The organism is Marinobacter sp. DS40M6 (assembly GCF_028581595.1).
In the GTDB taxonomy this organism is placed as follows: Bacteria; Pseudomonadota; Gammaproteobacteria; order Pseudomonadales; family Oleiphilaceae; genus Marinobacter; species Marinobacter salarius.
In genome coordinates this window covers 416,863-440,582 of record NZ_JAFCAE010000002.1, presented here as the reverse complement: position 1 = coordinate 440,582, position 23,720 = coordinate 416,863, and the positions used below count along the sequence as shown (strand labels likewise).

The window sequence follows — 23,720 nt, the reverse complement described above, 5'->3', positions numbered from 1 at the left end:
GCGTGACTAACAAAACCGTCGCAAAAGCCAGCGTTAGGAGATAAGGATGTCCGTAAGTATTGAGGTGGCTGAGACCGCCGAACAGTTTGATTTGGGTGGTAGGTTGATTCGTGCATATGCAGAATTTCTAGGGCTGGATTTGGAGTTTCAGGGCTTTTCCAGTGAGTTGGCATCGCTGCCAATTGTACGGTCCACCCAAAGGTGCGCTATTGCTGAGCTCTTTTGAGGGAGTGCATGTTGGTGCTGTCGGCCTCAGAGAGTTCGAGCCCGGAGTTGCTGAGATGAAGCGGATGTATGTTTTGCCAGACTACCATGGCATGGGTATCGGTAAAGCTCTGACTGAAGCTTTGCTCTGTCAGGCGAAGGAAATGGGTTATGGTTCAGTGCGACTCGACAGCGTTCGTGAGCTTGATAAGGCCTTGCGGTTGTACCAAGCTTTTGGCTTCAAGGAAATCGAGCCGTACCGGTTCAACCCTCACCCAGAAGCTGTATTCATGGAGTATAGAATCTCTTAATTATCGAATTGAGTTATGGGAGCGTTACACATATTGCAGGAGGCATCGTGATAGTCATATATGGAATCAAAGAACACCTTAACCCGGTCAAAGCTCAGCTCTCTGAGGTCATTCACGGATGCATGCAATCCGTACTCGGAATGCCGGAAGACAAGCGGGCTCATCGTTTTATCCCTATGGATGCCGAAGATTTTTATTACCCAGGTGGCAGAACTCCAGCCTACACTGCCATAGAGATCAATATGATGCAGGGGAGGGCTCCAGAGACCCAAAAGGCTTTGATCAAGGAACTTTTCAGAAAAATTGAGTCTGTGGTTGGCATATCTCCTGTAGATATCGAAGTGACAATTAAGGAGCAGCCTGCCCATTGTTGGGGATTTCGGGGTATGACTGGAGACGAGGCACGTGACCTTAAGTATTCAGTCAATGTGTAGCAGGTCGCTCAAGTACGTTTTGGGCCTCCGGCCTCCACCGAATGCCTTTTCGTTAAGCCACAGGGGCGCTGCCAAACAAAGGTGTTGAGCAATAGTCTAAAACACGGAAGAGATGGTTATGATCAGGGATGTGGTCTTCCCCGCAGATAGCGATGAGTTAAGAAAGCTTATTCTCGAGTATGCAGATTGGCTGGGTATCGATCTTTCCTATCAGGATTTTGAGGGAGAGATGGCCTCGCTCGAAGCACTGTTCTCGCCGCCTAGCGGCCAATATACATTCGCAATAGAACGTTTTCGTATCGCCGGTGGTGTTGGGTTTAGACGGATTGACGAGTACACAGCCGAGGTGAAGCGCCTGTACGTACGTCGACAGTATCAGGGTAAGGGACTCGGGCGTGTGCTCATGGACAATCTGCTATTGAAGCTGAAAAGAATGGGTTATACCCGAGTCGTTTTGGATGCCGTGCCTCCTACGAAAAAAGCCCAGGAACTATACGAGTTAATGGGCTTTGAGGAAATCGAGCCCTATTTTTTCAACCCGACGCCCGGCACCAAATTCTATGGCCTTGATCTGCAGAGTTATGCCCTGGAGTCAAATGCTTAACGAGGTCAAGAGACGCTACTGATGTGGCGCACATGTTGCCCGTTTCATCCCAATGGATGCTGAGGACTTTTACTATCCAGGTGGTAGATCACCCGCTTACACGGTTATTAAGATTAATATGATGCAGGGGCGCACCTCGGTGATTCGGAAGGTTCTAGTTAAGGAGTTATTCAGCAAAATCGAGTCGGAGGTTGGCATTCGTTTTGTGGCAATTGGAAAAGAGACTTGAATGACAGCAAAATTTAGCCAAGCGAAAGAAAAGCTTTTAAGCACGGGTTACCCGCGTTGGCGCAATATTCTATCTTGCGTGATTCTTGTGCTACTCGCTACGGGGGCAGTTTCGGCTTGGTGGTATGCGTATTACACAGCAACTGACGTAGAGTGCCACAAAGGTTTTCTGTATTTCTCAGTCGTGTGGCTGGTTGTGCAATGGGTGGTGATCGGGTATTTATTCCGATATCAAAATATTCCGGCCTTTGCGCGGGGCGGCATCAAGTTACTGATACTTCTTGGTAATGTGTGGTTTGGGCTTTTCATTTTTTCACTCCAACCGTGTGCCTCATAGGTCAAGCACATCACCAGAGACTATGGTTTCGACCCCCAAGCCTCAAATAAAGGCCATCTCACCTTGCTGCCAGTAGCAAATAGCAAGCTGCAATGGTAATTCTCTATACGTGTCGGTGGACGCGCTAAAGTAAGCCACTACACCCTGACCCTGCATCAAAGGAATGAATCGGATGGCGAGTGAAAGCTGGTTGTTAGTTGGTGGACTGGTCGCCATCGTTGTAGCGGTTGTCCATTCAGCGCTTGGCGAAGTTCTGATTTTCCAGCGAATGCGTAAAGAGACAATTGTCCCAACGCAGGGGCAGCCGGTCCTCAGAGAGCGTTACGTTAGAATTTTGTGGGCCACATGGCACATCGTTTCTGTATTCGGTCTGGCCATTGCGGGGGTACTTGTTTTCATGTCTCTTTATCCGGTCACCGATGTCCGAGGCTTGTTTCTCCGAGCGGTGGCAATTTCAATGGGCGTGTCCAGCGCATTGGTACTTTTCGCAACTAAAGGAATGCACCCGGGGTGGGTTGGGCTGCTGATCGTGGCGATATCATCGGCAATGGCATTTTGAGAATGCTGCATAAACACAGCAATATTGAGGTCTAGTAAGTTGAGAAGAGTATTAATGAGCGCCTGCCTTCTAGGGAAACGGGTTCGATACGATGGTGGGAGCCTTTCGATGAATGATCAGCTTGTAGAGACCTGGATAACAGAAGGTCGGGTTGTTTCAGTGTGTCCCGAAGTTGAAGCCGGAATGAATATCCCAAGGATGCCTGCGGAGATTTACGGAGGAAGCGGGAACAATGTATTAGACGGCGAATCCGACGTTATTGAAAAGGGCGGAAATATTGTCACCGACGATTTTATTGCAGGTGCTTCTATTGCTCTGGAATTGTGCAAAAAGTTCAGTATTGAGATAGCGATACTGGCCGAGTCCAGTCCTTCTTGTGGAAGTTCATTTATCTATGACGGTCGCTTTTCAGGTAACCGAACTCCAGGCATGGGTGTTACGGCTGCGTTGTTACGTCGGCATAATATCCAGGTATTTAGCCAATATGAGATAGCAGAAGCTAATAACGCCATCCACGCGACAAGCGCTTGATGGTCCTTTTCCAAGGCACCACCTGAACCATGACTTAGAACTGAACGATTGATACTTCGGCAATGGGATGTCAGACCTACCTATGCTGCGCTTTTCTGCGCAGTGCAGCCACACGTTAAACAGTTCATTACTCATCTTGAATGGCTGCCACTGTCGATATATGATCCGTATATAAATCGTATATTAAGGGGCTGCTATGGGAATTGTTAAGATTGACGATGAATTACACGGGGAGATCCGCAAGGCAAGTGCCGTGATGGTTCGCTCTATCAATGCTCAGGCTGAATATTGGATAAAAGTTGGCATGCTTGCCGAGGCGAATCCCAGCATGTCGTTCTCCGAAATCATGCGCGACCAAATGAAGCTGGCCGAGGTAGACATAAGGAAGGCTGTCGGTGGCTAGTGTAAAACGGAAAAGCACCGAGGAACTGAGTGCAATGCGGGAGTCCGGTCGGCTTCTCGCAACGGTTTTCGACTACCTTGATGGCCATATGGAGATCGGCGTATCTACAATGGATATCAACAATCTTGCGGAGAGGTACATTGTCGATCAGCTGAACGCTCGCCCAGCGAGTAAAGGTCAGTATGGGTATCAGTATGTTCTGAATAGCTCTGTAAACCGGGTTGTATGCCACGGCGTTCCTTCAACCGCTCAGAAGCTGAAATCCGGGGATATCATCAACGTAGATATCACGTTAGAGCAGGGCGGATTTATCGCTGATTCCAGCAAAATGTACATGATCGGCGACGTGACTCCGGTCGCCAGGCGTTTGGTCGATAAAACCTATGAAGCCATGTGGGAAGGGATTCGAAGCGTAAAGCCTGGTGCCACACTTGGAGATGTCGGCCATGCCATTCAAAGCCACGCCCAGAAGAACGGCTATTCAGTTGTTCGCGAGTATTGTGGGCATGGGATTGGTCGAGAAATGCATGAAGAGCCACAGGTTCTGCACTATGGCCAGCGTGGAAAAGGGTTGGTCCTCCAGGAAGGCATGGTGTTTACAATAGAGCCCATGTTTAACCAGGGTAAGGCCAAGGTTAAGTTGAAGAAGGATGGGTGGACCGTTGTCACCAGTGACAAGAAGCTGTCGGCTCAGTGGGAGCATACAGTGGCCGTTACCTCCGATGGTTATGAGGTACTGACACTCCGGGCCGAAGAGCATAGTTAAGAGCCTTTAAGTCCACGGCTTTTTCGTTGCGGCGGCGCCTTCACCACAAAACCGTGGACTTCCCTCACTTCAATAGACAGGCATCGATAACTCCGCAATAGCCTTTGTTATCACCTGCTCTTAAGCAAGCCCCTCCAACATTCCCTGAAGGCGCTGCTGTGCCTGCTCATTCAAAGGCAGAAGAGGCTTTCTCGGGTTGCCGACATCGTTGCCTTGCAGGGCCAGGCCGGATTTCACCGCTGCCGCCAAGCCCGATGAAACGATAAACTCCAGAAACGCGTACTGCCGGTAAAACAGCTCTTTGGCTTTCTCGTTTTCACCTTGCTTAACGGCATCATACAGCTGCTTCGGCTTGTCACCGATCAGGCAGGGTGCCGCCGTACACCAGCCGGTGGCACCCGCATTGAGGGCTTCGAGGGCCATGTGGTTGCAGCCATTAAAGAATGGCACTTTGCCATCCGATAGCGTGTAGATTTTATGCATACGCTGAATGTCGCCGGTGCTTTCCTTGATCATGCTGGCGTTCGGGATGCGCTCAACCATTTCCAGCATGAATTCTGGGGACATATCCACGCCGCAGGTGGCGGGGTTGTTGTAGATCATGATGGGCAGTGGGCTGGCGCTTGCGACTGTTTCATAGTGCTGGAAGGTTTCCGCCTCGCTCAACTTGTAGTACGAGAATGGCGAGAGCATGATCGCGTCCGCACCAATTTGATAGACATGCTGCGCTTTTCGCATAGCCTGTTCGGTGGTCAGCTCGGCGATGCCGATGACCACCGGCACCTTACCCGCAATATGCCGCACCGTGTACTCGGCGACCTGCTTCCATTCCGCTTCACTCAAATAGGCGGCTTCACCGGCACTGCCCAAGGCCGCTATGGCGTCCACTTTGGCTTCAAGCAGCACATCGATGACGTCGCCGAGCTTATTGAGGTCAACCTGTTTATTGTCCTGGCTAAAAGGGGTTACCGGATAGCCAATGATGCCTGATAGGTTCATGTCCTGTTCCTCGAAAAAAGGTTGTTAAATGCAGTCCGCGTGGTGTTTAAGCGCCTGCCGTGCGTAGTAGGCAAAATTCACTTTGTTGCGCTTGTCGGTGGATACCCAGTCGTGTGCTTCCCGGGCCAGCTCGTGTGGCAGCGGCTTGATCTCTCCTGCAGCCATCGCAAGCAGCTGCAGCTGTGCCGCGCGCTCTATCAGCACGGCCAGGTTGCAGGCCTCTTCGATCGTCTTGCCGGTGACCAGTTGGCCGTGGTGGGAGAGGAATACGGCGCGGTTGTTGCCCAGGGCGTTTGAGATCAGCACGCCTTCCTCATTGCCTACGGGGACACCAGGCCAGTCCGCGACGAACGAGCAGTCGTCGTACAGAGCGCAGACGTCCATCTGGGAGATCTGCAGTGGTACCTCCAGCATGGCCAGCGCAGCCACGTGGGTCGGGTGGGTGTGAATAATGCAGTTAACCTCCGGATGCTCTTTGTAGATCCAGGTATGGAAGCGGTTGGCGGGGTTGGGCATGCCTTCCCCTGCCAGCGGCTTGAGATCATGGTCGACAGTGATCAGGTTGTCGGCCGTAATCTCGTCGAACCCCAGCCCCAGTCGCTGGGTCAGGAAGGTGTCGCGGTGCTCGGTACGACAGGTGATCTGGCCCGCCAGGCCGGAGTCATGGCCCTTGTCGAACAGAATGCGACAGGTGAGCGCGAGCTTCTCATGGTCGGTCAGTTCCATATCCTGAATCAGGCTTTGCATATCGCGTTCGGTGCTCTGCATCAGTGCCTGCTTGCTTGTGGTGGCGGTCTTCATACGCGTTCTCCTTGGTGTCAGCTTTGACGTGGGGAGAACGATATCGCTATTCTGGACCGGCAATAAGAGCCAGTTTTGTTAGGTTTTCTGGTCCAGTGGAGAGGCGGGCATGTTAAGACCCTGGAAAACGCAGCTGTGGCTGGAGGACAGCCCCGGCAAAACCCTGCATGCAAGATTGCTGAATACGTTGACGGTGGATATCAAGGAAGGCCGGCTGTCGCCGGGGAGCATGCTGCCGGGCTCCCGCTCACTGGCCGAGCAGTTGGGTGTAAATCGCAAAACCGTGCAACAGGTGTATGAGGAGCTGGAGGCCCAGGGCTGGCTGGTTACGCGCCCGCGGTCGGGAACCTTTGTGTCCGAGACCCTGCCCGAGCAGGGGCTGTCGTCCTCTGACCATCAACTGGTTAACAGTACCAACAGGACTCGATCCGCCTCGGAGCTGGTGGAAATCCTCTATCAGGACGCGCTTAGCGCCTACAACGCAATGCCGGTCACCAATGACGGCACCCCGGATTCCCGGTTGATCCCCTATCAACTGCTGGCGCGCACTTATCGACGGGTCTGTATTGAGCTGAGCCGCAACTCCAGGCTGGGCTATGGCGATCCCAAAGGCAGTGTTGACCTGCGCAAGTCGGTTGCGAAGATGCTGTCTGGTGACCGCTTTATGAATTGCTCAGCCGAGCAGGTGTGCATTGTCAGGGGTAGCCAGATGGGTATCTATCTCGCTTCCCGTATTCTAGACCCGAGTAAGGGGGCCATCGTGATGGAAGATCTCTGCTATCTGCCCGCCCGGGCAGCCTTCGAGTCGAATGGTTTCAAGGTGCTGAAATGCAGGCTGGATGGCCAGGGGCTGGATATCGAACACCTACAGGCATTACTCGCCGAGCATTCGGTTGCCGCCATTTATGTCACACCGCATCACCAGTATCCCACCACCGTTTGCCTGCCCATGGATCGGCGGCTAACACTGCTAGAACTTTCCAAAGCACACAGGTTCGCGGTGTTGGAGGATGATTATGACCATGAATTCCACTATGAGACGAACCCTGTTCCCCCACTTGCGAGCTTGCCCAATGCCGAGAACGTGGTGCATATCGGCTCGATGTCCAAAGTGTTTGCGCCGGGTTTAAGGCTTGGCTACATCGCAGCGGATATCCGGTTCATTGAACGTGCTGCACAGGAAATCATACTCATTGACCGTCAGGGCAATACAGTCACAGAGCAGGTTTTGTCTAACCTGATGGAGTCTGGTGAGGTCCGGCGTCACATTCGTAAGACGCGCAAGGAGTATGAGGCCCGGCGTAATTTTGCTGCAGCCGAGTTCGCCCGGGTATTTGGTGACAAGGTATCTTTTACCTTGCCTACCGGCGGAATGGCTATCTGGGTTGATATTTCCAAGCTGGCCAAAAGCCGGGAGCTGGATAGCCTGCCAGGTAAGGATTCGACCCTTAGTACTGCTTATACGGACGATCAGGTGGCGCCGACTCACCTGCGATTTGGGTTTGGAGCGTTAAGTAAAGCTGAGATAACCCAATCGGTGGAGTTGTTAGCGGAGGAGTTGAACTCGACAGGACGTTAGACAGCGAAAGTACGGCGCCTCAGCAATCAGAGGCGCCGCGAGTGGAGGCAACGATTACTTCAGATCTGAGATGCTTGCCCCAAAGTTGATATGGAACGGAGCCCCTTCCAAGACAAGAGCCGGGACTGACTTGACTCCGGCTGCCTCGGCTTCGGCGATTCTCGCCTTGTCATTGCCAAGATGGACCACTTCAACATCGTAGCGAGAGCGATCAATCGCCTCGGCAACATGGTCCTCAGCAGCGACACATACAGGGCATCCTGCGTGGTAGAAAATAGCTTTGCCACTCATTATTGAACTCCTAATATCTGTTGGTTGATTGGCGTGCGCACGACTAAACGATAGAGTTGGCAGAGTGCGTTGACTAGTGGGCACAAATGAGTGGGCTGGGCACCTTTTGGTGTAATTTGTCGAAATGAAAGGAGAAAAATTCTTGCAGACTCGCAGCACCTATCGCAAGTTGGAGGACATAGTGGGCTGCAAATGGTCGGTTTCCGTCCTTCTCGCCGTGGAGAAGGGGGTTAACCGGCCTGGGGCCCTTGAGCGACATATTGAAGGAATCTCGGCAAAAGTCCTCTCTGAACGACTTCGAAAACTTACGGCATATGGCCTGATGCACAAGGAGAGCTTCCCGGAGGTCCCACCGCGTACCGAGTATTCGCTGACCAAGTCTGGTCAGAGGCTCATCAAAATCATTCAGCAAATCCAAGATCTCGATGTCGAAATGAGCGAAAAAAGTGAAAATTCTGTGTAGATGCAACTACCACATAACGCATATGAGCCTTCTTGGAACCAACAGAGAATAGGCATTTTGTTGGCCGCGCCAGCGGCAAACTGAACTCATGAGCGAGAACATTTGCCTCGACAGTTTCGTTCAGCTTTCAGACGCTTAGCGGTTCAGCGGTCACCGGTTAGAGCTAAATGAACCTCAATCTGTGGGAGACAAAATGAAGGTAAAACGAATAGTTACCAACATAGCGGCGGCAACCCCCTCCGAAGCAGAGAAATTCTACTCGGCTATTTTTGGGCTTAAGATTGTGATGGATCATGGATGGATAAGAACCTATAGCTCGGGCGAGGAAATGACCACTCAGGTAAGCGTGGCATCGGAAGGTGGCTCCGGAACGCCAGTTCCTGATCTGTCTATCGAGGTTGATAACCTGGAGATCGCTTTGGAGAGAGTGAAGAATGGAAATATTGAGATTGAGTATGGCCCGGTAAGTGAGCCCTGGGGTGTTCGTCGGTTCTATGTTCGTGATCCGTTCGGGAAGCTCATCAATGTTTTACAGCATGAGTAACCGTTGGGGATTGCTCTAACGGTTCGTTCCGTGTCAGATGGTAAAAATATGGAACCCGTTGTTCAGGAAGAAACCACTGGTTGTGGTATAGCCGCAAGTGCAGCTTTAGCAGGCATCAGTTATGCCGAGGCTAAACGGACTGCAAACGCGCTGGGTATTTACGCCGACGATACGGCGCTTTGGTCAGAGAGCGTGGTGATGCAAAGGTGTTGGATTCCAGGAAGGCACTGAAAGCAAATGTCCGCCGGGATTTCGGGCGCACGAAACCCAAGTGGTACATTGAGATATAAAGCGAATAGGCCACAGCAGTGGTGGCCTGCACCGGTTCATGGGTTTGGTTCAAAAGGGAGCCAAAATTCAAACTGAATGTTAGGTATGGAACAGTCGATTCAGTCCAGGTTCTGACGGGATCAAACAAGCAGACAAGGAGGTGTACAGATGAAGCAAATGGGTCGCTGTCTCTGCGGAGGCATTCAATCGTGAAAGAAACCCCGTCAGCAAAGCTTGTATCGTCAGCTAATCATACCGCCTCGCCATTTGGCACTCAGTTTTGCGATCATATGACACTCGTCCGTTTTGCCGATGGGCGTTGGTCTGAGGTGGAGACACTGCCGGTAGGACCTTTGCCGCTACACCCAGCATCTCATGTGTTGCATTATGGCAGTTCGTGTTTCGAGGGCATGAAAGCTTTTCGGATGCAGAATGGCGGCGTTCGTATTTTTCGCCTCGACCGCCATGTTGAACGCTTCCAGCGCAGCGCCGAGTTGCTTTGCTTGCCTCTGCCGCCCGCCGACATTGTCGAAGCAATGATCCGCCAACTCGTTGATTTATGTTTTGACGATATACCGGAAGCACCTGGTGCGCTCTACCTACGGCCGGCGCTGATTGGCACGGAGGAGAACATCGGTTCGGCGGGTGCGCCCTCTGCACAGGCCATGCTCTATGTGTTGGCGTCGCCCGTCGGAGATTATTTCTCGAGAGGTGGTCATGGTTTGACTATCCTGATCGAAGATCAGGAGTTGCGGAGTACTCCCGGCTTCGGTCAGGCGAAAGCCGGAGGTAATTATGCCTCAGCGCTTCGCCATGTCGTTAAAGCCAGGAAAGAACATGGAGCAGATCAGGTGTTGTTCTGCCCGAACGGCGATGTGCAGGAAACAGGGGCGTCGAACTTCTTCCTGATCAATGATTCTCAGCTGCTCACGAAGCCTTTGGATGCGTCGTTTCTGCATGGCGTCACCCGGGATTCGGTAATAACCCTTGCTCGAGACTTGAACTATGACGTCATCGAACGAGATTTTACCGTTGCTGAGGTCATGGATTGGATTCAGACCGGAGAAGCCGCGTTATCCGGAACAGCGGCTGTTCTTTCTGGTGTGGGGTCGTTTGTGCACAAAGGCGCTACATACAAGGTAGGCGATGGTAGCACCGGCCCTAACACTCGAAAACTGAGCGACGCACTGCGGGCACTGCAATCTGGTAGAACTGAAGATAGATTCGGCTGGCTGAGCTGAATGTTGCTTCTGGAGTAGCGACGTGAAACTCAAGGAACTTTTAGAAGAACTCGAGACGCTAGGGAAAGAGAACGATGCGTCGGTAGAGCAGAAAGATCGCAAGTATCTCAACATCACCAGGGATACCGGGGAGTTCTTGTCGGTACTGATAAAAGCTGGCGCAGTGAGACAGGTTCTGGAGATCGGAACGTCTAACGGTTATTCCACTTTGTGGATAGCGTCCGCGCTACCAGAGGATGGACATGTGACCACTCTGGAAGTGTCTCCGTTCAAGATTAGTCAGGCCAAAAGCAACTTCAAACGTGCCAATCTCGATCATAAGATCACTGTGGTACAAATGGGCGCCGTCGATTATCTCGGGCAAGCTAGCCGTTTGTTTGATCTGGTTTTTCTTGACGCCGACCGCGCGAGCTACGTTCAAGTTGCTGGCCAAATCGTTTCCCTCATTCGGCCCGGGGGCATTCTGGTGTGTGACAATGCGGTTTCGCACGCTGAGGAACTGAGGGAATTCATTGATTTTGTCGACAGCACTGGCGGGTTTACCACCACTACTGTGCCGGTAGGCAAAGGTGAGTTCGTGGCGTGTAAAAAAACATAATCAAGACTGGTGGTGGGAACGCTTGGAAGCGGTTTCTCTACAACCTCGTTAAGCACCAGGGGCGGATGCGCGCGTGTGTGGCCCGCAGCGGAATGTTATCTGATTGGAATGGAGGCACAGATGAGATCTATTGCAACATCACTCATGTTTGTTGGAGAGCAGGCTGGGAAAGCCGAGGAGGCCATCAGGTTTTATACCTCGCTATTCGTTGGTTCAGAGATCGTCGATATTCAACGTTACCAGGCCGGCGAGCATGAACCAGAAGGTTCTGTGAAAATGGCGAAGTTTAAGATAAACGGTCGAGAGTTTATGGCGCTCGACAGCCACCTTGATCACCAATTTACGTTTACGCCCTCCATGTCGCTGTATGTTGAGTGCGAATCGGCGAGCGAAATTGAGGAAGTATTTAAAGCCCTGGCAGAAGGTGGCTCAGAGCTAATGCCGCTGGATAATTATGGTTTTAGCCAGAAATTCGGGTGGTTGAATGATAGGTATGGTGTGTCTTGGCAGCTAAACCTGTCGAACTAGTGTGGCGACAACTCCAGCCCAAAACCGTGCGCAGTGTTACGTAGTTTCCGCGGTTGCCGGAGGCCCTACATTGAACGCATAGGAGACTCAGACAATGGCGACAGATAAACAGCCACTACCGGCGGTCGTTTCTTCGGAACAGTGGAAAGCGGCGCTGGATCAGCTTCTTGTAAAAGAGAAAGAGTTAACCCGGGCACGGGATGCACTGAACGCAGAGCGTAGGAAGTTACCGATGGTCAAGGTGGCCAAGCACTATACGCTCCAGGGGGAAAATGGCGCAGTGTCCCTGCTCGATTTGTTCGAAGGGCGCCGTCAGCTCATTGTTTATCACTTCATGTTTGCCCCGGATTGGAACGCTGGCTGCGACGGTTGCTCCTGGTTGGTAGATGCCATGACACACCCGGCCCACCTGCATGCTCGCGATACGTCGTTGGTTATGGTGTCACGCGCACCAAGGGAAAAACTCATGCAGTACAGGTCGCGGATGGGATGGACGGCGCCTGTTCCATGGTATTCGTCTTACGAGAGCGACTTTAACGTCGATTTCGGCGCAACCACGGATAACGGTGAACGACACGGTGCCAGTGTTTTTATTCGCGACGGAGATGATATCTACCGCACCTACTATACGGGTGCGCGTGGCGTCGAATATCTCGGCACTCTCTGGACATACCTGGATTTGACCCCCTTTGGTCGCCAGGAAACTTGGGAAGACTCACCGGAAGGCTGGCCTCAGACGGAGCCCTACGTATGGAATCGCCGCCACGATGAGTACGACGTCTGACAACTCATATGGAGGAAAGATGATATGAACACGGCTCCCGCACCCTATCCCATCGGTAAGCCTGGCACTCCCTGGGGTGAGGTGGAACGTGCTGAGTGGTTGTCACAGCAGACCCGTCAACGGAGCTATGAGTCTGATGTGTTGAGCGTGATCGAGCGTCTGCGCCCACGTTTTGATGTGGAAGAGTATGGCCGTCTGGATTATGGCGCCAACCGTTATCCGCTGATGGCGATTCGCAGCCGCGACTGGCGTGAGGATTTGCCAGTCGTGCTGATAACAGGCGGGGTACACGGCTATGAAACCAGCGGTGTACACGGCGCACTGCAGTTTCTTGATCAGCATGCGGCGGATTACGCGGGCCGTGTCAATCTGTTGGTCGCGCCGTGCGTCAGCCCTTGGGCATACGAGCGCATCCATCGCTGGAACCCGAACGCGGTCGACCCGAACCGTTCGTTCCGAGATGACGGTTTGGCGGATGAGGCGGCGGCGCTTATGCGACTGGTGGCCCCCGTTCGCGATCATGCATTGATGCATATCGATCTGCACGAGACCACTGATACGGATGAAACCGAGTTTCGTCCCGCGCTCGCGGCCCGAGACGGCAAGCCGTTCGAGCCGGGGGAAATTCCTGACGGCTTCTATCTGGTCGATGACAGCGAAAGCCCAGAGCCCGAGTTTCAACAGGCGTTGATTGAGGCGGTGGAGCAGGTCACACACATCGCACCGGCTGATGGTAACGGTGAGATCTTTGGCTCACCGGTCGCCGCTCGAGGCGTCATTCAGTACCCGCTCAAACAGCTGGGCCTGTGCGCCAGTATCACCAGTGCTCCATACAGGACCACCACTGAAGTCTATCCCGACAGCGCACGAGTGACCCCCGAGCAATGCAATGCAGCGCAGGCTACTGCCGTGTGTGCGGCGATCGACTACGTGCTGGTGAACCCGTAGGGAAGGACAGTCATGATTCTGCAACTAACGTGGGTCGTTATGAGCAGCACAAATGTTTGAGGGGCTGCTCAACCCAGGCGGCTTCCAACTGTCTATTCCGTAATTTGTCTCTGGTTGAAAAAGCCCCTTCCCGCCGTAACGTCATGATGAGTGAGGCGAAAGATCCCCCATCACTCAATTGCACCAGTGGGAGGTAAGCAATGGCAAACGCACAAAACTGGAAACGCGAGCGGGAACAGTATCAGGCGGCCTGGGCCAAGTACCAGAACGTGGCTGAGCGGATAGATGCCAAATACGAAAGCCTCGATAGTGGCACCAAGGACCAGGCGCCCGCCGAGGAAGATCTATCGGAGCTACAGGAAGCCTGGAAAGAGCTTGAGAACGCTCGTGAGCGCCTTGGTGAGTATAACAATGAGCTCCATGAGCGGCATATGGCCCAAGGTAAAAGCATGTGATTTTGTTGAGCACGACCGCGCCATTCTGAGGAAGCGCTAGAGGCGTGTCCTGAACGCGTGTCTAGATAGCTTTTATCCGTGTCAAAGGCCGGAGAGTAGCGCTACTCTCCGGCCTTTATATTTGGATGGCAGTTAAAGCCAGGTCAGGCCCGCGCTGATAATGATGCCGGTGACGATCAGCAGCATCAGGCAGTAGCCCATGATGTCCTTGGCTTTCAGCCCAGCGATGGCAAGCACAGGCAGAGCCCAGAAAGGTTGTAAGAGATTGGTCCAGGCGTCGCCCCACGCAACCCCCATGGCCACTCTGGATATGTCAGCGCCAAGCTCCTGTGCAGCAGGCAGCATAACCGGCGCCTGAACGGCCCACTGGCCGCCGCCGGATGGCACGAATATGTTGACCACCCCGGCGCTGATAAAGCTCCAGAATGGCAAGCTCTCGGCGCTCGCAATGGACACAAACCCTGTTGAGATGCTTGCTGCCAGTCCGGAAGCTGTCATTACGCTCATGATGCCGGCGTAGAACGGAAACTGGATAACGATGCCGGCGCCGCCTTTCACGGCTTCATTCAGGCTGGCAAGCAGGCGCTTTGGGGTCTGGTGCAGGATGATGGCAACGAACAGGAACATGAAGTTCACGATGTTCAGGTTCAGCCCGCCACCCTCGATAAAGTATTGGAAGATGAATGCGATACCACTGAATCCGATCAACCAGGCAAGTATTCTGCTGTTCTCCAGGTAGTCGGCCGGGCGATTGATAACAACCGAGGTGTCGGGCTCATCGTCCAGGATTTTAGGGTCCGCGTACACGCTGTCTCTTTCGTCTGGCAGCATGAGTCGGTTAACCAGGGGCACAATAATAAAAAGTGCGGCGACGATGGCCAGGTTGAAGAAGGCGAAGATGGTTTCACTGGTGCCGATAACGCCGATCACATCTGCAGTGAAGTGGTTCTCTGTGGCAATCGTCAGTGGGATGGAGCCTGCAAGCCCGCCGTGCCAGACAATGAACCCGGAATAGGCACTGGCGATCAGCAACGGATAGTGTACGCGGATTTGCCGGGCGAGGGCTTTGGCAAACAGCGCGCCGACCACCAGGCCAAAGCCCCAGTTGATCCAACTGGCGATCAGCGCGATGAAGGTAACCAGTACAATTGCCTGGCCCGGTGTTCTGGCAAGGCCTGCAATCCGGTTCAGGATGCCACGCACCAGTGGGGTGCTCGCCATCATGAAGCCGGTGACCAGTACCAGCAGCATTTGCATTGAGAAGGTCAGCAGGTTCCAGAAACCGTCCCCCCACATCTCTACTACCGCCATGGGGCTATGCCCCTGGAACACCATAGCGGCAACGAATGACAGCAGTGTCAGTATGATGACGAATAGGTAGGGGTCCGGTAGGTATTTGTCTACCAGACTGACCATAGGTTTGGCTGCTCTGTCTAACACATTGTCCCCCAATATTTTTTTCAGCTTGTTTTGTTGCTGGCAAGCTAAACTAAAAGCCTGGGGTAGCACCAACTATCCTTTCGCCGTATTGCATTACTCATTCATTGGGGGAGGGGGTACTCCCACCATCGTCTATTGCTCCCAGATAGCCCGATTTCTATAATCAATCGTTGGTCCGCTGCCTGATAGCGGCACAGCGATCTTCACAATCCCAATAAAAAGGAAAACCACATGTTGAAACGTCGCTCTCTTCTTGCTGCCGCGGCGGCTACCCTGCTGTTCAGTGCCGTTGCTCAAGCCGATTACAAGGATGAATACACCGTTTCCACCGTACTGCCGTCTGCGTTTCCCTGGGGCCAGGCTGCCGACAAATGGGTGGAGCTGGTGAAAGAGCGCTCCGATGGGCGTATCAACATGAAAATCTACAGCAACTCCCAACTGGTTTCCGGTGACCAGACCAAAGAGTTCTCGGCGATGCGCTCCGGGCTGATCGATATGTCGGTGGGGTCCACCATCAACTGGTCGCCTCAGGTGCCTGAGCTGAACCTGTTTTCCCTGCCTTTCCTGATGCCGGATTATGCCGCCATCGATGCGATCACCCAAGGCGAGGCTGGCGAAGCTGTCTTTGCCGCGATCAAGAAGCGTGGTGTTACACCGCTGGCCTGGGGCGAGAATGGCTTCCGCGAGCTCTCCAACTCCAAGCTGACCATCGATGAGCCGGCCGACCTGGATGGCCTGAAAATACGCGTAGTCGGTTCGCCGCTGTTCCAGGATACCTTTACGGCCCTGGGCGCTAACCCCACCCAGATGAGCTGGGCCGATGCCAAGCCGGCGCTGACCACCGGTGCCGTCGACGGCCAGGAGAACCCGCTATCGGTCTTTGACGTGGCGCGTATCGATCAGGTTGGCCAGAAGTACCTGACCCGCTGGCACTACATGGCGGACCCGCTGGTGTTTGCAGTCAGCAACAGCATCTGGGACCAATTCAGCGAGGAAGATCAGGCGCTGCTGAAGCAGGCGGCGATTGATGCCGGCCAGTGGGAAATCGAGAAATCCCGTAGCGAAATCGACGCGACCCTGGCCGCCATCAAGGAACGTGGCGTAGAGGTCACCGAACTGACTGATGAGCAGCGTGATGCCTTCATGAAGGCCACCCAGTCGGTTTATGAAACTTGGACTCCGCGCATTGGCGAGGATCTGGTCAAGCAAGCGCAGGAAGCGGTCGCCAACCGTAACCAGTAAGCGCGATCTGTTCAGGCGCCCACCGTTGCCGGTGGGCGCTCTTTCCGAACCGGAGTTACCATGCCGTCCCGTCCTCCCAAATTCCGGCTCGATGCCTGGCTGGCCACCATTGCCCTGGTTGCGATCTGCTTGATCAGCCTCGGCAATGTGATCGTGCGCTACGCGACAGATGCCTCCTTTGCCTTTACCGAGGAATTCTCGGTGTTCCTTTTGGTGGTGCTTACCTTCGCAGGCGCTGCGGTGGCTGCGCGACACAACCAGCACATTCGCATTGAGTTGATCGAGCACTATCTGCCGCCCTGGGCACGAAAGGTGGTGTTTGTCCTGCAATGGCTGGGCGGGGTGACAGTCCTGGGGATCATGACGTGGTATGGCAGTACCTTCGCCATGCAGGAATACCAGTGGGAGTCATTGTCACCAGGCCTGGGATTACCTAACTGGATTTACGTGATCTGGCTGCCGCTACTATCTGCAGCCATCATTATCCGCCTGACCCAGAACCTTGTTGATCGCCTTCGCGGCCGGGAAGCCCCAGAGGTGATCCATGAGTCCTGATCTGCTGATGATTGGCAGTTTCCTGCTGGCGTTGCTGTTGGGCATGCCGGTCGCAATTGCCCTGGGCCTGGGCGGGCTGGTGGGTATCGTCGCGGGACTGCCGCCCGCGATGCTGGGCACGTTTGGTACCAACACGTATAACAGCGTGGCCAAATACCCGCTGATTGCGATTCCCCTGTTTATCCTGACCGGCCTGATCTTCGAGCGTGCGGGCGTTGCCGCCGCGCTGGTGCGGTTTGCCCAGTCGATCATCGGCCCCCGCCATGGTGGGCTGACCGTTGTCGCGGTGCTGGTGTGCCTGATCATGGGTGGCATGAGCGGTTCTGGTCCAGCTGATGCGGCCGCTGTTGCCATGGTGATGCTGCCAAGCATGCAGAAGGCCGGTTATCCGAAGCCGTTTTCGGCGTCATTGATTGCGGCTTCGTCGTCCACAGCAATCCTGATTCCGCCGTCCATTGCATTGATTCTTTATTCCATCGTGGTGCCTGGTGTTGATCTGCGGGCGCTGTTCGCCGCTGGTATTTTTCCGGGCATTCTGGCGGGCGCGTCCTTGCTGGCGCCAGCGTTGTATTTTGCGAAGAAGTACCGTTGGGAAGACCCCGAAGCGGTCGAACGCCCGCCTTTCTGGCCCAGCCTCAAGGCGGCCTTGCCCGCGCTGTTTGCACCGGTGATCATCCTTGGGGGCCTGCGCTCAGGCCTGTTTACGCCCACTGAGGCGGCCGTGGTGGCGGTGGCATACGGCGTGCTGGTCGGTTGCGTGTTGTATCGCAATCTCAGCCTGCGGAACCTCTGGGGCCTGATGACAGACGCCGCCGTTACCTCCGGCGTGGTGATGTTTATCATTGCGCTGGCGGGCATCTTCGCCTGGGCGGGGACGACGCTGGGTACTTTCCAGCACCTTGCGGATGCCTTGTTGTCGCTCTCGGAAAACGGCTGGGTGCTGTTGGGTCTGGTGATGGTCCTGGTGCTGATTGCCGGGATGCTGCTGGATGCCATCTCGATCTACCTGATCCTGATTCCGATTGTTCTGCCGCTGATGAATCACTTTGGCTGGAACCCGATCTGGTTTGGCATATTGCTGGCCATGAACATCGCCATTGGCCAGTTCACACCACCGGTCGCCGTGAACCTGATGGTCACCACCCGCATCGCCAACATCCGCCTGGAACACACCATCGGTTGGGCCATGGTGTTTGTGGCTGCGATGGCTGTCAGCCTGGTGCTGGTGATGTTGGTGCCGGGGATTGCGTTGTGGTTACCGGAAAAGCTTGGTTATGTCGTGGGTCCATGGTAAATAGAGCACCGCTACGCTTCGCGGCCTCCCCAAGGATTACCTATGAACCAACTTGATCTGCTTTACGGATTCAGCAGTGTCGTTATCGTTGTAATTCTCTTCATGGCGATAGTTGCGCTTAATGAAGTGGGATTTAGAGTAGGGCGCTTCGTACAGTCCCATACGGACGATGAAGTTAAAGCGCTTACGAGTTCCATTCAGGCCAGCGTACTGGGTTTATTGGCATTGTTGCTCGGGTTTACATTCAGCATGTCCATGCAACGATATGATAATCGAAGTATGGCCTTAATAGATGAAGCGAATGCCATAGGAACCGCAATACTGAGGGTTCAATTGCTGCCAGAGGAATACAGAGACGAAGCTGGCAATCTATTCCGGCAATATGTTGGTTTGCGTGTAGAAATTGGCCAGTTGGACCTTACCAAAACGGAAGAGCGTACTTCCTACAATGATAAAATCGCCGACTTGCAGAATCGGTTATGGGCATTGGCAATATCAGCTACCGAGGTGGACCCCCGCCCGGTAACAACTGGCGCATTTGTAAAATCACTCAATGACGTTATTGATAGCCAAGGTAAAAGAAATGCATTGCTTCAAATGCAAGTTCCAGAAGTTGTACTGGTTTTACTGTTTATAGTGTTCGTCTCCTCAGGTGGGATAATGGGGTATTCCGCAGGGTTGAGTGGAAAACGTATGTTCGCGCCGATAGTGTTGGTTTCCATACTGATTACCTTGATCGTCTTTATAATAATTGATCTGGATCGACCAAAACGCGGTCTTATACAGGTGAACCAGAGTGTCATGACTCAACTGCTGAATGATCGCAAGGAGTGATTCATTCCCTTGCCGTTGTCTTGTGCTTAGTCACTTGCGCCCGATATTCTGGCACCGGCAATCCCCCGATTCCCCAGTCCTCAAGCGCCACTTCATCAATCACGACCATGGTTGAGGCCGGTTTCTTGTCCAGAATTCGAACGAGCAAGTCGGTAACGCCCGCGATCAGTTCCGCTTTCTGTTGCGCAGAAGGTCCCTTGCCCTCCGGGCCGCCTTCGCGGGTAATTTTGATATTGACGTACGGCATGGTCAGTCTCCCTGGCTTGTGATTTCATAGTGAAAGATTTTGGCCATGATGGCCCAGCGGCCTTGATCGTAGATCAGGGTCAGGAAATCGGTGTAGTCGCGGCCCATCATGGTCATTTCCACTCGCGCGAACGCGAGAGTCGGGCCTCCCGTTTCGATCGAAATGATGCGCTCGTTGCGGGTTTCTCCGTTGCTTGCTGGCGGCACCCGTTGATCCAGCACCTTCCGGTATTCGTCGAACGACAGTACCCGGTAATCCTCTGGTGTCGCACTCACATACTGGGCGTGCGGATGGAACACGCCAGAGAGCATGGCGCTGTCGGCCTTGTGCAGTCCTTCAAAATAGGTTTCGAGCAGGACCGGGATGGCTTCGTAAGGCTTGGGTGAGTTCATTGTGCGACCAGTCCTTCCGACAACATTGCGGCTTTAACGCTCGGCCGGGCCGCCATGCGATTCCAGAGGGTGTTCAGGAACGGCCAATCCTTGAGATCGATCCCGGGCACGGCGGCCCAACTGCACACTACAAAAAGGTAGGCGTCAGCAACGGTGAAGGTGTCGCCCACCAGATAGGCTCGACCATCGTCGAGCAGAGACTCCAGGTAGTCGAAATGGCGGGGGATGGTCTCCAGTGCCTGGGCACGCTGTTCGTCCGTTGCGCTGGCTTTGAAGAAGGGGCCAAAGGCCTTGTGCAGCTCTGATGCAATGTAGTTCAGGTGCTCCTGCAAACGGGCTCGCTCAAGGGTGCCTACGTCGGGTATCAATGTAGTTGATTCCGCCAGGTATTGAAGGATCGCAGCGCCTTCGGTCAGTACCGCTCTGCCGGTATCCAGCGCCGGCACATAACCTTTGGGGTTGACGGTTTTATAGTCGATACCGGACTCGGTGCGCTGGGTTTGGGTATCAACGGGCTCAAGGGTGAAATCAATACCCAGTTCTCTAAGTACAATGTGTGTCGCCAGTGAGCAGGCGCCGGGCTTGAAATACAGTTTCATGGGTAGATCTCCTTTGTGTGATAAGCACTGGGCTTGGACACAGAGGAGATTACTGTCTGCAATAAGAATAAAATAATATTGAGTTATTATAATAATGATAATCTAATAGAATCATCTTTGGGTGAAGAAACGAGAGGCGTCGATGAAGCTGGAGCAATTGCGTGTGCTGGATGCCATCGTGACGCAAGGCAGCTTTCGCAAAGCGTCTGAGGTGCTCTACAAATCCCAGCCCGCTTTGAGCCAGGCTATCAAAAGCCTGGAAGAGGAAACCGGGCTAACCCTGCTGTCCCGGGAGAGTTACCGCCCGGTGCTTACCCCAGCCGGTAAGGCCTATTACCGCCAGGCACGGGGTGTGCTGGACCAGGTACAGGCTCTGAAGGAGTTGGCCGGCAAGTTGTCGGCCAGCCAGGAAGCTGAGGTGCGGCTGTCGGTATCCGCCACTTGTCCGTTGGGTAATCTCCTGTCAGTGATTGGTGAGCTCAAGGAGGCATACCCAGCCACGGATATCCGGCTGATGTCGGATGCCATGGGTGGCAGTGCAGAACGACTCATGGCGGGCGAGGTTGATTTTATCATCGCCACAATGGATGGTCTTTCCACAGAGGCAGTTCATGCTTCGCCCTACACCGCCGTGAATATCATCCCGGTAGCCCATCCCGGCTATGGTCCGGCAAGCAGTCGCAAGCGGCTGAGCAATGCTGAAATGCGCCCGTACGTCCAGGTTGTGGTGGCGGGTACCGGGCAGGGGCAATATGACCAGAGCCGGGATGTGGTTCCGGAGAGCCTAAGGTGGACGGTGTCGGATTTTGCCGCTAAAAAAGAGATCGTGATGGCCAGGATGGGATGGGGCGGTCTGCCGGAGCATTTGATTGCCCGTGAATTGGAGGCCGGCGAACTGGTAACGCTTGATCTGAAAGGTTACCCGATCCGCCGTTCACAGCTTCACCTGGTGCGTCGTCGGGAAGGCGCTCTGGGGGTGGTTGCCCATGAGCTTTGGGAGCGACTCTCCACCAATTAAGAATCTAGAGGTAAAAAATGACCATCCAGAATGTGCTGGGAATTGATCTGCCCGTCATTCAGGCGCCAATGGCCGGTGTGCAGGGGCATGAACTGGCTGTAGCGGTGTCCAATGCTGGAGGGCTGGGCTCGTTGCCCTGTGCCATGCTTAGCTCTGAAGCACTGCGAAAAGAGTTGGAAGCACTGACAAGCCAGACCAGCAAGCCCTACAACGTCAACTTCTTCTGTCACACGCCCCCAGAGCCAGATGCCAATGCAGAGCATCATTGGCGCGAAGCGCTGTCGCCATATTTCGACGAGTTGGGTATCGATTCCAATGATGTATCCGCGCAAGCGGGAAGGGCCCCTTTCAGCTCTGAGGCAGCGGATGTCTTGGCGGACTTCAAACCGCCGGTGGTGAGTTTCCACTTTGGCTTGCCGGCACCCGAGTTGATGGCTCGTATAAGAGGGTGGGGCGGGAAGATACTGTCGACCGCCACAACCGTGGACGAAGCGCTTTGGCTGGAGGCGCAGGGCGTCGATGCCATTATCGCGCAAGGGCTTGAAGCGGGCGGCCATCGCGGGTTTTTTCTGTCGCGGGACATCAGTACTCAGGTCGGCACCTTCGCCCTGATTCCACAAATGGTAGACGCGGTGAAAATCTCCGTTATCGCCGCTGGCGGCATTGCGGACTTCAAAGGCGTACAGGCTGCAATGGCGCTTGGGGCGGCCGGAGCGCAGATTGGCACCGCGTATTTGTTGTGCCCCGAAGCTCAAACCAGAGCAGTGCATCGCGCCGCCCTGAAATCAGAGACCAGCCGTGTAACTGCGCTGACAAATCTGTTTAGCGGTGGCGCCGCCCGGGGTATTGTGAACCGAATAATGCGTGAATTGGGGCCGATGAGTTCCAAAGCTCCTGCTTTCCCCCTGGCATCATCCGCCATTGCACCATTACGTGCGAAAGCCGAAGCTGAGGGGAGCGGTGACTTTTCGCCTCTGTGGGCGGGACAGAATGTTGGTGGCTGCAAGGAGGTTTCGGCGGCAGCTCTTACGCGGGAACTGGCAGGATTGGGTGGGTAAGTAACTTCAAAACCGAGTGACAGGCTCAGGAGCAAGTTTGCATGGAAGATTGAGACTTCCGCGAATCAGCAAGCCAGAGCCGGTGATGTTTGAGGGCTAGTCGACGCTATGATACAGCGAGAAGCCAAATTAACCTTGTCTTCGTAGTTGCCTGCAATAGACTGATAACTGCAGCCGGAAGCCCGTCTTAGGGTGTTGTGGCGGCTTGATAATCAAAGAAAGGCCAACCAATGAGAGGAATAACCGTGCCCGCTATCTTTCCTTTTTACCGCGCAGCGGCTTTTACCCTTGCTATGATCGCCGGGCCGGCTATGGCTGCTGACCCAGTGGTGGTGTCGTCCAAGATCGATACGGAAGGCGCAGTGTTGGGCCAGATGATCCTGCAAACCCTTGAAGAAGCGAACATTCCGGTTGAGAACCGCCTGCAGCTCGGCGCGACCAGCATCGTTCGCAATGCTATCAAGGCCGGCGAGATAGATCTGTACCCGGAGTACACCGGCAATGCCGCTTTCTTCCATGATCAGGCAGACCGGGACATCTGGAAAGATGCCGCCAAGGCCTACGAGCAGGCTGCCAGCCTTGATAAGAAGGCACATAACATTGTCTGGCTAACACCGGCGAAAGCCAACAATACCTGGGCCATGAGTGTGCGGGGCGATCTGGCACGTGAGAACGGCTTGAACACGCTTGAAGATCTGGCTTCCTATATCAATGGCGGCGGCGCCTTCAAGTTTGCAGCCAGTGCCGAGTTTGTCGAATCTGCCAGCGCGTTGCCGGCGTTCCAGGAAGCGTACGGTTTCAAACTGGGGTCTGATCAGTTGCTGATCCTGTCCGGCGGCAACACTGCTGCGACGCTCCGGGCTGCGGCCCTGACCGACAACGATGTGAATGGCGCCATGACCTACGGCACTGATGGTGGTCTGAACGCACTCGACCTGAAGGTGATGGAAGACACCCTGGGCGTTCAACCGGTCTATCAGCCCGCGCCTATCGTGCGCGCAGAGGTGCTGGAAACGTATCCGAACATCCGCGAAGTTCTTGCGCCGGTCTTTGAGTCACTGGACCTGGAGACTCTTCAGCGCCTGAATGGCCAGGTTGCGGTGAATGGTGTGCCTGCCGAAGCCGTTGCCCGGGACTATCTGGATTCCCTGGCTCAGGACTAA

General features: G+C 54.2%; 33 protein-coding genes. 26 read left to right on the top strand and 7 right to left on the bottom strand.

Annotated features, from left to right (window positions below; genetic code table 11):
* Positions 1-46 precede the first annotated feature (46 nt).
* From JJO78_RS06060 to map, 10 genes are all read left to right on the top strand, one after another.
* Positions 47-226: a hypothetical protein gene (locus JJO78_RS06060; protein ID WP_127400811.1), complete on the top strand. Its 180-nt coding sequence runs from the start codon at positions 47-49 to the stop codon at positions 224-226.
* Positions 162-515: a GNAT family N-acetyltransferase gene (locus tag JJO78_RS06055; protein WP_178380790.1), complete on the top strand. Its 354-nt coding sequence runs from the start codon at positions 162-164 to the stop codon at positions 513-515. The genes JJO78_RS06060 and JJO78_RS06055 overlap by 65 nt, the downstream gene beginning before the upstream one ends.
* A gap of 47 nt (positions 516-562) precedes the next feature.
* Complete coding sequence (locus JJO78_RS06050; RefSeq protein WP_036204345.1) at positions 563-949, top strand: tautomerase family protein; 387 nt, start codon at positions 563-565, stop codon at positions 947-949.
* Between the two features lie 118 nt (positions 950-1,067).
* Positions 1,068-1,553, top strand: coding sequence for a GNAT family N-acetyltransferase (locus tag JJO78_RS06045; protein WP_178380789.1), 486 nt, complete (start codon positions 1,068-1,070; stop codon positions 1,551-1,553).
* Between the two features lie 46 nt (positions 1,554-1,599).
* Positions 1,600-1,782 (top strand): tautomerase family protein, encoded by a 183-nt coding sequence (locus JJO78_RS06040; RefSeq protein ID WP_256713615.1) that lies wholly within the window; start codon positions 1,600-1,602, stop codon positions 1,780-1,782.
* On the top strand, positions 1,783-2,118 hold the full coding sequence (locus JJO78_RS06035; RefSeq protein WP_075195937.1) for a hypothetical protein: 336 nt from the start codon (positions 1,783-1,785) through the stop codon (positions 2,116-2,118).
* A 172-nt stretch (positions 2,119-2,290) separates the two neighbouring features.
* Positions 2,291-2,677 (top strand): hypothetical protein, encoded by a 387-nt coding sequence (locus tag JJO78_RS06030; RefSeq protein ID WP_075195936.1) that lies wholly within the window; start codon positions 2,291-2,293, stop codon positions 2,675-2,677.
* A gap of 39 nt (positions 2,678-2,716) precedes the next feature.
* A complete protein-coding gene (locus JJO78_RS06025) occupies positions 2,717-3,208 on the top strand; it encodes a DUF523 domain-containing protein (protein ID WP_228712221.1) in 492 nt (163 codons plus the stop codon).
* A gap of 196 nt (positions 3,209-3,404) precedes the next feature.
* The gene (locus JJO78_RS06020) at positions 3,405-3,611 is read left to right on the top strand and encodes a ParD-like family protein (RefSeq protein WP_075195934.1); all 207 of its coding nucleotides are present in this window, start codon (positions 3,405-3,407) and stop codon (positions 3,609-3,611) included.
* Entirely contained in the window at positions 3,604-4,377 is a 774-nt protein-coding gene (gene map, locus JJO78_RS06015; RefSeq protein ID WP_075195933.1) for a type I methionyl aminopeptidase, read from the top strand. The genes JJO78_RS06020 and map overlap by 8 nt, the downstream gene beginning before the upstream one ends.
* 120 nt (positions 4,378-4,497) lie before the next feature.
* Here map and JJO78_RS06010 read toward each other — a convergent pair whose 3' ends face one another.
* Complete coding sequence (locus tag JJO78_RS06010) at positions 4,498-5,376, bottom strand: dihydrodipicolinate synthase family protein (RefSeq protein ID WP_075195932.1); 879 nt, start codon at positions 5,374-5,376, stop codon at positions 4,498-4,500.
* A gap of 24 nt (positions 5,377-5,400) precedes the next feature.
* On the bottom strand, positions 5,401-6,177 hold the full coding sequence (locus tag JJO78_RS06005; RefSeq protein WP_075195931.1) for an aldolase: 777 nt from the start codon (positions 6,175-6,177) through the stop codon (positions 5,401-5,403).
* A 109-nt stretch (positions 6,178-6,286) separates the two neighbouring features.
* Here JJO78_RS06005 and pdxR point away from each other — a divergent pair, with 109 nt between their 5' ends.
* A complete protein-coding gene (pdxR, locus tag JJO78_RS06000; RefSeq protein WP_075195930.1) occupies positions 6,287-7,756 on the top strand; it encodes a MocR-like pyridoxine biosynthesis transcription factor PdxR in 1,470 nt (489 codons plus the stop codon).
* A 54-nt stretch (positions 7,757-7,810) separates the two neighbouring features.
* On the opposite strand, the gene JJO78_RS05995 is transcribed toward pdxR, so the two are convergent.
* Positions 7,811-8,047, bottom strand: a complete 237-nt coding sequence (locus tag JJO78_RS05995; protein WP_075195929.1) for a thioredoxin family protein — start codon at positions 8,045-8,047, stop codon at positions 7,811-7,813.
* A 142-nt stretch (positions 8,048-8,189) separates the two neighbouring features.
* Between JJO78_RS05995 and JJO78_RS05990 the strand changes: the two genes are divergently transcribed.
* From JJO78_RS05990 to JJO78_RS05955, 8 genes are all read left to right on the top strand, one after another.
* On the top strand, positions 8,190-8,510 hold the full coding sequence (locus JJO78_RS05990; protein WP_218618582.1) for a winged helix-turn-helix transcriptional regulator: 321 nt from the start codon (positions 8,190-8,192) through the stop codon (positions 8,508-8,510).
* Positions 8,511-8,703: 193 nt separating this feature from the next.
* On the top strand, positions 8,704-9,054 hold the full coding sequence (locus tag JJO78_RS05985) for a VOC family protein (protein ID WP_075195927.1): 351 nt from the start codon (positions 8,704-8,706) through the stop codon (positions 9,052-9,054).
* A 479-nt stretch (positions 9,055-9,533) separates the two neighbouring features.
* Positions 9,534-10,565 (top strand): branched-chain amino acid aminotransferase, encoded by a 1,032-nt coding sequence (locus JJO78_RS05980; RefSeq protein WP_075195926.1) that lies wholly within the window; start codon positions 9,534-9,536, stop codon positions 10,563-10,565.
* Positions 10,566-10,587: 22 nt separating this feature from the next.
* Positions 10,588-11,163, top strand: a complete 576-nt coding sequence (locus tag JJO78_RS05975; RefSeq protein WP_075195925.1) for an O-methyltransferase — start codon at positions 10,588-10,590, stop codon at positions 11,161-11,163.
* A 120-nt stretch (positions 11,164-11,283) separates the two neighbouring features.
* Positions 11,284-11,691 (top strand): VOC family protein, encoded by a 408-nt coding sequence (locus JJO78_RS05970; RefSeq protein ID WP_041335301.1) that lies wholly within the window; start codon positions 11,284-11,286, stop codon positions 11,689-11,691.
* 94 nt (positions 11,692-11,785) lie between these two features.
* Positions 11,786-12,475, top strand: coding sequence for a DUF899 domain-containing protein (locus JJO78_RS05965; RefSeq protein WP_273623095.1), 690 nt, complete (start codon positions 11,786-11,788; stop codon positions 12,473-12,475).
* Positions 12,476-12,499: 24 nt separating this feature from the next.
* On the top strand, positions 12,500-13,423 hold the full coding sequence (locus JJO78_RS05960) for a M14 family metallopeptidase (protein WP_075195923.1): 924 nt from the start codon (positions 12,500-12,502) through the stop codon (positions 13,421-13,423).
* Between the two features lie 200 nt (positions 13,424-13,623).
* The gene (locus tag JJO78_RS05955; protein WP_075195922.1) at positions 13,624-13,878 is read left to right on the top strand and encodes a hypothetical protein; all 255 of its coding nucleotides are present in this window, start codon (positions 13,624-13,626) and stop codon (positions 13,876-13,878) included.
* 132 nt (positions 13,879-14,010) lie between these two features.
* Here JJO78_RS05955 and JJO78_RS05950 read toward each other — a convergent pair whose 3' ends face one another.
* Complete coding sequence (locus tag JJO78_RS05950) at positions 14,011-15,318, bottom strand: short-chain fatty acid transporter (protein WP_075196020.1); 1,308 nt, start codon at positions 15,316-15,318, stop codon at positions 14,011-14,013.
* Positions 15,319-15,549: 231 nt separating this feature from the next.
* Between JJO78_RS05950 and JJO78_RS05945 the strand changes: the two genes are divergently transcribed.
* From JJO78_RS05945 to JJO78_RS05930, 4 genes are read left to right on the top strand one after another with little or no spacing between them, the layout of a single operon-like run.
* Positions 15,550-16,560: a DctP family TRAP transporter solute-binding subunit gene (locus JJO78_RS05945; RefSeq protein WP_075195921.1), complete on the top strand. Its 1,011-nt coding sequence runs from the start codon at positions 15,550-15,552 to the stop codon at positions 16,558-16,560.
* Between the two features lie 60 nt (positions 16,561-16,620).
* Positions 16,621-17,115 (top strand): TRAP transporter small permease, encoded by a 495-nt coding sequence (locus JJO78_RS05940; protein ID WP_075195920.1) that lies wholly within the window; start codon positions 16,621-16,623, stop codon positions 17,113-17,115.
* Complete coding sequence (locus JJO78_RS05935) at positions 17,105-18,409, top strand: TRAP transporter large permease (protein WP_075195919.1); 1,305 nt, start codon at positions 17,105-17,107, stop codon at positions 18,407-18,409. Before JJO78_RS05940 ends, JJO78_RS05935 begins: the two co-directional genes overlap by 11 nt.
* A gap of 42 nt (positions 18,410-18,451) precedes the next feature.
* Positions 18,452-19,243, top strand: coding sequence for a bestrophin-like domain (locus JJO78_RS05930; protein ID WP_041335313.1), 792 nt, complete (start codon positions 18,452-18,454; stop codon positions 19,241-19,243).
* 1 nt (position 19,244) lies between these two features.
* Here JJO78_RS05930 and JJO78_RS05925 read toward each other — a convergent pair whose 3' ends face one another.
* From JJO78_RS05925 to gstA, 3 genes are read right to left on the bottom strand one after another with little or no spacing between them, the layout of a single operon-like run.
* Positions 19,245-19,490 carry a tautomerase family protein gene (locus JJO78_RS05925; protein WP_075195918.1) on the bottom strand — a complete coding sequence of 82 codons (246 nt, stop codon included), beginning with the start codon at positions 19,488-19,490 and terminating at the stop codon, positions 19,245-19,247.
* A gap of 2 nt (positions 19,491-19,492) precedes the next feature.
* A complete protein-coding gene (locus JJO78_RS05920; RefSeq protein WP_075195917.1) occupies positions 19,493-19,882 on the bottom strand; it encodes a nuclear transport factor 2 family protein in 390 nt (129 codons plus the stop codon).
* Positions 19,879-20,481: a glutathione transferase GstA gene (gene gstA, locus JJO78_RS05915; protein ID WP_075195916.1), complete on the bottom strand. Its 603-nt coding sequence runs from the start codon at positions 20,479-20,481 to the stop codon at positions 19,879-19,881. The genes JJO78_RS05920 and gstA overlap by 4 nt, the downstream gene beginning before the upstream one ends.
* Before the next feature lie 142 nt (positions 20,482-20,623).
* Between gstA and JJO78_RS05910 the strand changes: the two genes are divergently transcribed.
* The 3 genes from JJO78_RS05910 to osmF all read left to right on the top strand — a co-directional run bounded on the left by JJO78_RS05910 (position 20,624) and on the right by osmF (position 23,720).
* Positions 20,624-21,499 carry a LysR family transcriptional regulator gene (locus JJO78_RS05910; protein ID WP_075195915.1) on the top strand — a complete coding sequence of 292 codons (876 nt, stop codon included), beginning with the start codon at positions 20,624-20,626 and terminating at the stop codon, positions 21,497-21,499.
* 17 nt (positions 21,500-21,516) lie between these two features.
* A complete protein-coding gene (locus JJO78_RS05905; RefSeq protein ID WP_075195914.1) occupies positions 21,517-22,557 on the top strand; it encodes an NAD(P)H-dependent flavin oxidoreductase in 1,041 nt (346 codons plus the stop codon).
* A 293-nt stretch (positions 22,558-22,850) separates the two neighbouring features.
* Entirely contained in the window at positions 22,851-23,720 is an 870-nt protein-coding gene (gene osmF, locus JJO78_RS05900) for a glycine betaine ABC transporter substrate-binding protein OsmF (RefSeq protein ID WP_075196019.1), read from the top strand.